8 protein-coding genes are annotated in these 9,486 nt (G+C 68.9%); 2 read left to right on the plus strand and 6 right to left on the minus strand.

Going from position 1 to position 9,486, the window contains the following annotated elements:
• Window positions 1-7: 7 nt before the first annotated feature.
• On the minus strand, window positions 8-1,000 hold the full coding sequence (locus tag VNE62_05315; GenBank protein ID HVE91701.1) for an NAD-dependent epimerase/dehydratase family protein: 993 nt from the start codon (window positions 998-1,000) through the stop codon (window positions 8-10).
• Between the two features lie 56 nt (window positions 1,001-1,056).
• Here VNE62_05315 and VNE62_05320 point away from each other — a divergent pair, with 56 nt between their 5' ends.
• Window positions 1,057-2,427: an MFS transporter gene (locus VNE62_05320; GenBank protein HVE91702.1), complete on the plus strand. Its 1,371-nt coding sequence runs from the start codon at window positions 1,057-1,059 to the stop codon at window positions 2,425-2,427.
• Here VNE62_05320 and VNE62_05325 read toward each other — a convergent pair.
• Genes VNE62_05325 through VNE62_05335 form a run of 3 tightly spaced genes read right to left on the minus strand, consistent with a single transcriptional unit; the run spans window position 2,418 to window position 6,720 of the window.
• Complete coding sequence (locus VNE62_05325) at window positions 2,418-4,217, minus strand: ABC transporter ATP-binding protein (GenBank protein HVE91703.1); 1,800 nt, start codon at window positions 4,215-4,217, stop codon at window positions 2,418-2,420. The genes VNE62_05320 and VNE62_05325 overlap by 10 nt on opposite strands.
• Window positions 4,217-6,100, minus strand: coding sequence for an ABC transporter ATP-binding protein (locus VNE62_05330; GenBank protein ID HVE91704.1), 1,884 nt, complete (start codon window positions 6,098-6,100; stop codon window positions 4,217-4,219). The genes VNE62_05325 and VNE62_05330 overlap by 1 nt, the downstream gene beginning before the upstream one ends.
• Complete coding sequence (locus tag VNE62_05335; protein HVE91705.1) at window positions 6,097-6,720, minus strand: helix-turn-helix domain-containing protein; 624 nt, start codon at window positions 6,718-6,720, stop codon at window positions 6,097-6,099. Before VNE62_05335 ends, VNE62_05330 begins: the two co-directional genes overlap by 4 nt.
• 161 nt (window positions 6,721-6,881) lie before the next feature.
• On the opposite strand from VNE62_05335, the gene VNE62_05340 reads away from it, so the two are divergent.
• The gene (locus VNE62_05340; protein HVE91706.1) at window positions 6,882-7,253 is read left to right on the plus strand and encodes a hypothetical protein; all 372 of its coding nucleotides are present in this window, start codon (window positions 6,882-6,884) and stop codon (window positions 7,251-7,253) included.
• A 72-nt stretch (window positions 7,254-7,325) separates the two neighbouring features.
• Here VNE62_05340 and VNE62_05345 read toward each other — a convergent pair whose 3' ends face one another.
• A complete protein-coding gene (locus tag VNE62_05345; GenBank protein HVE91707.1) occupies window positions 7,326-7,637 on the minus strand; it encodes a hypothetical protein in 312 nt (103 codons plus the stop codon).
• A 229-nt stretch (window positions 7,638-7,866) separates the two neighbouring features.
• A complete protein-coding gene (locus VNE62_05350; GenBank protein HVE91708.1) occupies window positions 7,867-9,303 on the minus strand; it encodes an aminopeptidase P N-terminal domain-containing protein in 1,437 nt (478 codons plus the stop codon).
• Between the last annotated feature and the right edge of the window lie 183 nt (window positions 9,304-9,486).

A 9,486-nucleotide genomic window follows, 5' to 3' on the forward strand; every position in this document is an offset into this window, starting at 1 on the left:
GCCCCCGTCAGGGAGCCGGAACCGGGACCGGGATCGCCTTCTCCAGCGCGGCGTCGTCGGCTGAGAAGTCGTCGCTGGGCTCCCCAGGCGGGTTGTCCAGGTGCCAAGCCACCGACCGACGCAGGTTCTCCTTCGGATCCCCCGGCTCCCAGCCGAGCGTGGTCATGATTTTCAGCGGCGACGCCAGCAGGTGCTGTCCGGCGGCGCCGAGTGTGCCGAGGTCCGGGGGCAGGGCGTCGTCCGGGACACGCACCAGCTCCGCGTCGCTTCCCGCCGCCTCCAGGATCTGCTGGGCCCAAAGGCCGTCGGGTGAAGTCCGGACTTCGTTCACGTTGAAGACCTCGCCCGCTACAGGCTTGTCCGTCTCAAGGGACAGCCGGATCGCGCGAGCGACATCGCGCACGTAGCCGCGGGAGCCGAGGAACCCTCCCGAACCCGTGGGGATGCGCTTCCGGCCCGCCCGCACCCTGCGCAGAATGAACTCCTCGCGCCGCTGCGCGTCGTGCTCGCCGTAGACCATGGGCAGCCGCAGGATCGTCCCGCCGGCGGCGAGGTACAGCTCCTCGGCGTCGAGTTTCTCGTAGTCGGTGCTGCCCATGTTGCGGTACGGATACCGCTCCGGACGCACCGGGCACGTCTCATCGAACGGCACGGCGTCTGTCAGCTTCCCGGACAGCAGCCCGCCGTAGGCGCGGTACACGTCGATGCTCGACAGCATGACCCGGCGCGTGACCGAGTCCGGGATGACGTCCAGCGCCACCTCGGCCCCCTTGCGCGTCATGGCCAGACAGTCCAGGACCGCGTCCGGAGCAAAGTCCGCGATCTCGCCCGCGGCCGAAGCCATCTCCTTGCGTGGGACGTGCACGTGCCGGGCCTCCGGGAGTCCCTCCGGCTCGGTCTCGCCGCGGTGCACGACCATCAGCTCGTGTCCCTGCTCGGCCAGCTCCTCGAGCGTGGCGCGTCCGATGAACCGGGTCCCTCCGAAGACCGTGACCTTCATGGCGTCCTCCCGTTTCCGTTTGACAGCATCCTGGGCCCCGGTAGGTTCGAGGCCCCATGGACGAAACCCCTGTGCAGCGGCGCGCGTGGTGGCGCCGGATCACGCTGGACGTCTCTCCACTCCGCGAGAACCGCGACTACCGGCTGCTGTGGACGGGTCAGCTGGTTTCGATGTGCGGCTCGCAGCTGCGCTACGTCGCGGTGCCCTACCAGGTCTACCTGTTGACGAAGTCGCCGCTGGCGGTGGGGATGATCGGACTGTTCCAGGCCCTTCCCCTGATGGCGTTCTCGCTGTGGGGCGGAGTGATCGCCGACGCAGTGGACCGGCGAAAGCTGCTGCTGGTCAGCCAGGTCGGGCTCGCTCTCACATCGGTCGCCTACGCGGTGGGGGCCCAGCTCGGCTTCGCGACACTGCCCTTCCTCTACGCGGTCACGGCCACCGCTTCGTCGCTGGCGGCCCTGGACGGTCCCGCGCGACAGTCGCTGATCCCGACTCTGGTGCGGCGCGACCAGATCCCCGCCGCGATGACGCTGAACCAGGTCCTGTTCCAGACGTCCGGGGTGCTGGGCCCGGCGTTGGGCGGCCTGGTGATCGCGCGAGCCGGCCTGCAGTTCGCCTACTGGATCGACGTCGTCTCCTACGCGGCGGCAATCGTGGCCGTGGCCGCCATGAGGACGCCGCAGCGCACGCCCGGCGGGGCCCGTCCGGGGTGGTCGTCGCTTGTGGAGGGACTGCGCTATCTGGGCGGCCACAAGGTGCTGCTGTCCACGATGGCTCTGGACTTCGTCGCCATGCTGTTCGGCTGGCCCCGCGCGCTTTTCCCGTTCTTCGCGGAGGAGATCTTCGAGGTCGGGCCGCAGGGGCTCGGCCTGCTGTTCGCCGCTCCGGGGGCCGGGGCGCTGCTCGGCGCATTGTTGGGCGGCTGGGTGTCGCACGTCCGCAGGCAGGGACTGGCGGTGCTCGCGGCGGTGGTCGGATGGGGGGTGGCCATCGCGGGTTTCGGGATGCTGCGCACGGCGTTCCCGCTCGCCCTGTTCCTGCTCGCCGTCGCCGGCGCCGCCGACGTGTTCAGCGCGATCTTCCGGGGGACGATCCTGCAGATGGAGGTCCCCGACCACCTGAGAGGACGGCTCACGTCCGTGAACCTCATGGTCGTCATCACGGGTCCCCGGTTCGGGGAGGTCGAATCGGGGGTCGTCGCGTCGTTCACCTCGCCGCAGTTCGCGGTGGTGTCCGGCGGCCTTGCCTGCCTCGTGGGAGTGGGGGCGGTGATGCTTTTCGCGCCATCCCTCGCACGCTGGGAGATGAACCCGGGGGCGGGGCCTGCCGGTGTGGAGCCTGCCGGTCCGGCGCAGCCGGCCGAGCAGCGAGATCCCGGCGAGGGAGTCCGGCTGGACTCCGGATCGACCGCCGACGATCACCGGTAACCGCGGGCCTGCAGCTCGTACAGCTCCGCGTACAGCCCCTGCGCCTCGATCAGGTCGCGGTGGGAGCCGGCCTCAACGACCCGCCCGCCGTCCACCACCACGATCAGGTCGGCCATGCGCACGGTGGAGAACCGGTGCGACACCAGGACGGTGATCGCTCCCGAGGTCTCGGCGATCCTCCGCGCCCCTTGCGCGTAACGCTCGAACAGCGCGTGCTCGGTCTCCGCATCGAGCGACGCGGTCGGCTCGTCCAGGACCAGCAGCAGAGGGTGCTCGCGCATCATGGCCCGTCCGAGCGCGAGCTTCTGCCACTGTCCGCCGGACAGCTCCACGCCACCGTCGAAGGACCGGCCGAGCTGAGTGGACAGACCGGTGGGAAGCGTGGGGGCCACGCCCTCAGCCCCCGCGCGCTGCAGGGCGCCGACCACGGCCGGCTCGTCGTCCATCTGCGTGAGCAGTCCGACGCCGACGGTCTGCCCGGCGAGAAGCTCAAAGCGGGCGAAGTCCTGGAAGCCCGCGGACAGACGCGTCCGCCACTCCTCGGGGTCGAAGCGCTGGATGTTGATCCCGTCGAGCGTGATCACCCCGGACGTCGGTTCGTAGAACCGGCACAGCAGCTTCACGAGCGTGGTCTTGCCGGCGCCGTTGTCCCCCACCACGGCTATGGTCGTGCCTGCGGGGACGAATAGGTCCACGCCGCTCAGGACGTCGGTCTCCGTTCCCGGGTAGCGGAAGGCCACCGACTCGAACCGGATGCCCTCACGGACCACGTCGGGGACGGGCAGCGGCTGTCCCATCGCAGTGGCCAGCTTGGCGCGGGCCTCCTTGGCGTAGTCGGCGAGCCACAGGTACCGGCGCGCGACCTTCATCGACGCCATCACCCACATGACCATCCCGACGGCACCCGAGATCTGCATGTTGATCTGGGCGGCAACCGTCAGCGCGAGCAGGACGTCTCCGGGTGTCGCCTGCCCCAGCACCGCCCGCCGCACGACGAAAAAGATCGCGCCCGCGTAGCCGATGGAAAAGAACAGCCACCCAGCCGAGCTCAGCATCACGGACCGGCGGGCCGACGCGCTGATGCGCGAATCGACCTGGTCCCACCCGCGATTGTGGCGGTCCAGCAGGTGGGGGCCGAGCCCGAACACGCGCAGCTCCTTGCCCGATGCCGGGGTGGTGGCCAGCTCGAACAGGTGCGAGGTCGCTCGGATCGGCTCGGCGCACTCGTCCAGCGTCCGCTGCCGCAGTCGCTCGGCGATGGAGCTCGTCCACAGCGATGGAAGCGCGAACAGGGGCAACGTCAGCAGGATGGGGTGCAGGTGGGCCAGCAGCAACGCTGTTCCACCAATCTGCACGACCAGCCCGATGTTTCCGACGATCGCATCCAGCACTTTGGACAACCGGGCACGCTCGTGGCGCAGCAGCTCGATCTCGTCGTGGTAGTCAGGCCGCTCGTGGTGCTCGATGCCGGGCACGTCCTCAACCATCTCGATGAGGCGCTGGTCGATCAGGACCTGGGCCTTCTCCGCGAGAATGGTCTGCAGGTGGAATCCCGTCCATCCGGTAGTGATCAGGGCGCCCAGGACAACGACTATCACCGCCGATGCCACCAGGACCCCTCGCGTGTCGCCGGCGACGGCCGCGTCGGTCAGGATCTTCAGGCCGAAGGCGAAGACGGCTGAGGCTGCGCTGGTGAAGGTCATCAGGACCACAGTCGCTACGGTCCGGACGGGGTCGGCGCGAAACGAGATCGCCATCAGAACCCAGGCCGCACGAAGACTCTGTCGCATCAAGGCACCGCTTCGATCTGGTCGTCGAATCTGGATGCCTGCATTCGGAACATCCGCGCGTACCGGCCTCCCGCCGCCAGCAGCTCGTCGTGGCTTCCCTGCTCGACCACCCTGCCGTGCTCCAGGACGACGATGTGCTCCGCTCGCCGGACGGTTGAGAATCGATGGGAGATGACGATCGTGGTGAGTCCGGCGGTCAGTTCGAGGAAGCGGTCGTAGATGTCCGCCTCGGCCCGAACGTCCAGATTGGCCGTCGGTTCGTCCAGCACGAGGATCCCGGCTCCGCCCGCCACCGCGAACAGGGCACGGGCCAGCGCCACGCGCTGCCACTGCCCCCCGGACAGATCCGCCCCGTCGGTGTAGGACCTCGACAAAACCGTCTCCCAGCCCTTGGGAAGACCGGCCAGGACGTCCGCAGCACCGGCACGCTCCGCGGCTGAGCGCATAGCGTCCAGGTCGTCCAGCCGTTCGATTGCGCCAAAGCCGACGTTGTCCGAGACCGGCAGTTGATAGCGAACGAAGTCCTGGAATATGGCGCCGATCCGCCGCTGCCAGCCCGACGGCTCGAACTCGCGCAGGTCGGTGCCGTCCACCGTGATGCGCCCCACCGTCGGGTCGTACAGGCGAGCCAGAAGCTTCACCAACGTGGTCTTTCCGGCTCCGTTCTCGCCGACGATCGCCAGGGAGCGGCCCGCGGGGATCGTCAGGTCCAGCCCGTCGAACACGTCCTGGTCCCGGCCGGGGTAGCGGAAGGAGACCGCCTCAAAACGGACCTCTCCGCGAGGAATCCCCGTCGAAGGCTGGGTACCGGAGGCCGCTCGTGCGGCCGACTCGGCCTCCAGCTGCAGCATCGCCGGCACGGAGGCGGCGCCGTACTCGACTCGGAGGTTTTCCTCCCCGAGGGTGGCGAACCCGCTGAGGATGCCGAAGATCGCCTGCGCGTATATGGCCATCTCTCCGAGCTGGATCGAATCCTGCACATACGCCAGCCCGACCATGCTGAAGGCGACGAGGTGCGTCACCATCACCAGAGGCACCGACCATGCCACCCCCGACCACGCGTTCCTCCGCTGTTTCCACACCTCCCGCAGCGCGGTCAGAGCACTGGATCTGAACCGGTCCACGACCCAGGACCCGAGACCGAAGATGCGGGTCTCCTTGGCGGACAGCGGCGTCAGCGAAAGGTCGCGGAAATAGGCGGATCTGCGCATCTCCTGGGTCTCGTTGACGTGCACGTTGACCATCTCGATGAGCTCCTGGCGCAGCCGCGACATGATCACGACCCAGGTCACAACGAGGAGGACGGCGAGCAGGGGGTTGAACAGGGCCAGGAGCACGGCCGAACCCACTCCCGACAGCCGGGTGGTCCCCACGCCCGACATACCGCGGACAGCGTCTCCCGGCTTCCAGGTTCCGGTGTCGATCCCGCGTGCAGTCGAGATGAGATCCAGCACCCGGGGGTCCTCCAGATGGCTGATGCCGGCCGGGGCCAGGCTCGAGCGCATCACACGCTCCTTGAATCTCCCGTTGATGCGGCGCCCGAACGCATCGGCCAGGGCCAAGCGGACGGGCCCGAACGTCTGCTGCGCAACAAACAGGGCTCCGGCCAGTCCGGTGATCCACAGCAGCTTCCGTCCCTCGTCCGAGCCGAATCCTCCGCGCACCGCGGCGGGCACCCCGCCGATCAGCGCACCATTGGCCAAGGTCATGGCGACGGGAAGCGCCGCGGCGATCAGCGTCGCGGTCACCACCGCCACAGTCATGGGCCTGCTCACGCCGGGCAGAAGGCGGATCAACGCCATCCTCGCGGAGCGGTCCTGCGAGAACACGACCTGCTTCCAGCGGGGACGGGTGTCCGGAGGGGCCGCCGCGGGGGCCGTCACTTCGTCTTCCCCCGTCTCTGACGCGGCCGGCTGCTCCGCGGCGTCGGTGCGGGGTCTCCATCGACGACGGGCGACAGCGCCACAAGGAGGCCGTAGCGCTTGCCTCCGGACGCTGCGCCGTCGCCACCGTCGAACTCCGAAACCAGCTCCTGGAGCCGACGGACGAACGTCCGATACTCCTCCGGCGTGAGCGTGGCGGCCGTACGGACGAGGACCATCCTGTCGCGCCTGGGCCGTCCGGACCTCGTCCGCCGCGTCGCCGCCTCGGCCTCCCGAAAGCTTGCGTCGAACACGGCAGCGACCGTCCCGCTGAGCAGTGAGGGCGACAGGCTGTCGGACACCCCAAGCTGCCGGGCGCTCGCCCGGTATACGCGCTCCTCGATGCCGGAGCCGGTGCGTGTGGACACGCAGCGGACGAGGTCGAGCTTTTCCAGGATGCGGAAGTGGTAGTACAGGCGGTGCCTCGTGGTGCTCAGCGCCTCCGCCACCTCGGAGACCGACAGTTCCCGGTCCGTGAGCTCTTCGAGGATCCGCATGCGGATGGGGTCCGAGATCGCCTTGAGGCTCTCGAGGTCCTCGATGCTGCGAGTCGCCGCAGGTTCGAAGGTGGTTGCGCGCATCGGTAAACAATTGTCTACCGGTAAAGAAATGTCAACCGCGTCTAGGCCGAGGGAAGGCGAACCGAGGCGGCGGGGCCGGGTCCAATCGCACCGGCCCAGCCTGGAGGTGCAGGAACGGCCCCTCCCGTGGCGAATGCTCCGGCGAACGAGGAGAGCACCCCATGAGACGGTTTCTAGCTTCAGCCGCGGTGGTGGCGCCCGCGGTCGCCGGTGCAACGCCCGCCGCGGCCGTCGGGCCCCCGATCGCCGCGGGGCCAGGGTCTCTCGCCGCGGGGTACACCACGCCCGCCGCGGCGGGACAGTCGGGCGGCGAGATGACATTCGTCAACGGTGACTTCGCGCCGCACGACGTGGTGTCGGTCGACCGGGGGCCGAACGGGTTGCCGCTGTTCTACACGCAGATCGTCGGGCTCGGTGAGCGGACCCCGGTCATCGGGCTCGACAACTTGGAGGGCGGCAGGACCTACGCCTTCTTCTGCTCGCTGCACCCGGACACGATGCGCGGGACCCTGGTCGTGCTGCCCCGGAGCTAGGGGGAGGTTTGGAAACGCCAACCGGGGGCCCGCTTTCGCGGACCCCCGGCTGAGATATGAGGACTTACAGGACTACACGGCCGGCGAAGGCTCCGGAACTGGGGTCGGCTCGGGGGCCGGGGTCGGCTCGGGGGCCGGGGTCGGAGCCGGAGTGGGGCTGGGTGCGGGGCTCTTCTTCGCCTTCTTGTTCGCCTTGGCCAACTCCCGGACGCATTTGCCGCGCTCCCGCGGGGGCTTGCTGCGGCACTTCAGGCCGTAGGCGTTGCCCTTGGGCGCTGCCTTTCCGGGCGACTCGGGCCGAGCCGCCATCGCGTCGCCGCCGGCGAAGCCGAAGGCCATGGCCATCGCCATCACCGTGGCGGATCTGCGGAACCTGGACGACATGACAACCTCCCGTGCTCTGCGTCGGGTGACCCGGCCCGACTCCCTTGTCCTCCGCGGGGACTACTCGGCGGACATAGAAGTCATCGTCCGGGGGCGCCTTTATCGAATGGGAGGGCCGGGTGGTTGTAGGTGGTTACTTCGCACTACTCGTGACCGGACCAACCGGACTTTCCGAGGCAAAACCCGGGGCCCGAGCGGTGGCCAGCCATTGACGGCCAGTCCGTGAGCGCTAGCCGGCCCCCTCGCGACACATGGCCTCTACCTCGGCGACGGACTTGGGCACCCCGCCGGTCAGCACCTCGCACCCGGACTCGGTCACCAGGATGTCGTCCTCGATGCGGATGCCGATGCCTCGGAACCGCTCCGGGACCGGGTGCCGGACTTTCTCGGCCCCCTCGCGCTCAGCGTCCTCCTCAGCCTTCGCGCCCTGGCCCAGACGGAGCCTTCGCTCCCACAGGGCCTCTTCGTCGATCGGCAGAAGCGCGAACTCCACCGACTCGCGGGCCGGATCGAAGTAGATGCCCGGCTCGATGGTGAAGGCCATCCCCGGCTCCAGGGGCCGGGACACGCGATCCACCTTGGCGGCGCCGACGTCATGGACATCCATGCCCAGCCAGTGGCCCGTCCCGTGGGGAAAGAACTCCCGGTCGTGCCACATCGAAAGGGAGTCCTCGACGCCGCGGGGCAGGACCCCCAGCGCGACCAGACCCTCGGTGATGACGCGCCGGGCGGTCTCGTGGATCTCCCTGAACGGCAACCCCGGACGGGCCAGCGCGATCGCCGCCTCGTTGGCGGCAAGCACGATCTCGTACAGCTCCTTCTGCGGGCCTGAAAAGGTCCCGGAGGCCGGGAAGGTGCGGGTTATGTCTCCTGCCAGGTAGCCGTACTCGGCCCCCGCGTCGACAAGCAACAGGTCGTCCTCACCGATCAGGGCGTTGTTGGACGTGTAGTGCAGGATGCAGGCGTTGGCGCCGGCGGCCACGATCGACTCATAGGAGTCGCGCGCCGACCCCAGCCGGCGGAACGTGTGCTCGATCGCCGCCTGCACCTCGTACTCGTGCATCCCCGGCGCCGCCACGAGCATCGCCTCGACGTGGCCGGCGGCCGTAATCTCGCAGGCGGTGCGCAGGCGTCCGATCTCGGACATGGTCTTGCGCAGCCTCATCTCGTGCAGAACGAGCCTTGGGTCCGTGATCGACTCGACGACGGTCCGGCCGTGGGTCCGGACGGCGGGCGCATGCCGGAGAAAGTTCAGAATCTTGTCGTCGTAGTCGCGGTTGCCGAGCCTGTAGTGCAGCGTCCGGGAGCCGATCAGGTACTCGCGCAGCTTGCGGTCCAGGTCCGAGACCGGATAAGCGGCGTCGGCGCCGAAGTCGCCGATCGCCCCGTCCACACCCGCGCGGCGCCCGTCCCACATCTCCGCGAACCGGTCGCTCGGCCGGACGAAAAGGACGTACCGCTCCTTGTCGTGGGACGGGTTGATGACGGCCACGGCGTCGGGCTCGTCGAACCCTGTCAGGTAGTAGAAGTCGCTGTCCTGACGGAACCGCCCGGAGTGGCCGGTGGACTGCCTGGCCCCCGGTATGACGGCGACCCCGTCGCCTAATGTCGAGGCGAAGACGTCGCGGCGCTCGGCGAAAGGGGCCATGTCCAGTGGGTCGTGCATCGCGAAAGCCTAGCGGACGCGTGATCGGGAGGCCGTCGGACTGCCGTTACTCAGCCGGCTCCCGCTCCTTTCGCCGGACGAGCAGGGTAGCCACCGCCAGCGCCACCAAGAGCAGGCCCATGATCCCGATGCCCAGCACACTGTCCTGGAACGCATTCTGGTCTTTGCCGAGATGGTCCTTGG

This window comes from Actinomycetota bacterium, from assembly GCA_035536535.1.
Taxonomy (GTDB): Bacteria; Actinomycetota; JAICYB01; order JAICYB01; family JAICYB01; genus DATLNZ01.

What these genes read in the sequence shown, in the direction of transcription:
- VNE62_05315 (HVE91701.1), bottom strand. Translation starts at nt 1,000, where the DNA reads ATGAAGGTCACGGTCTTCGGAGGGACCCGGTTCATCGGACGCGCCACG.
- VNE62_05320 (HVE91702.1), top strand. Translation starts at nt 1,057, where the DNA reads ATGGACGAAACCCCTGTGCAGCGGCGCGCGTGGTGGCGCCGGATCACG.
- VNE62_05325 (HVE91703.1), bottom strand. Translation starts at nt 4,217, where the DNA reads ATGCGACAGAGTCTTCGTGCGGCCTGGGTTCTGATGGCGATCTCGTTT.
- VNE62_05335 (HVE91705.1), bottom strand. Translation starts at nt 6,720, where the DNA reads ATGCGCGCAACCACCTTCGAACCTGCGGCGACTCGCAGCATCGAGGAC.
- VNE62_05340 (HVE91706.1), top strand. Translation starts at nt 6,882, where the DNA reads ATGAGACGGTTTCTAGCTTCAGCCGCGGTGGTGGCGCCCGCGGTCGCC.
- VNE62_05345 (HVE91707.1), bottom strand. Translation starts at nt 7,637, where the DNA reads ATGTCGTCCAGGTTCCGCAGATCCGCCACGGTGATGGCGATGGCCATG.
- VNE62_05350 (HVE91708.1), bottom strand. Translation starts at nt 9,303, where the DNA reads ATGCACGACCCACTGGACATGGCCCCTTTCGCCGAGCGCCGCGACGTC.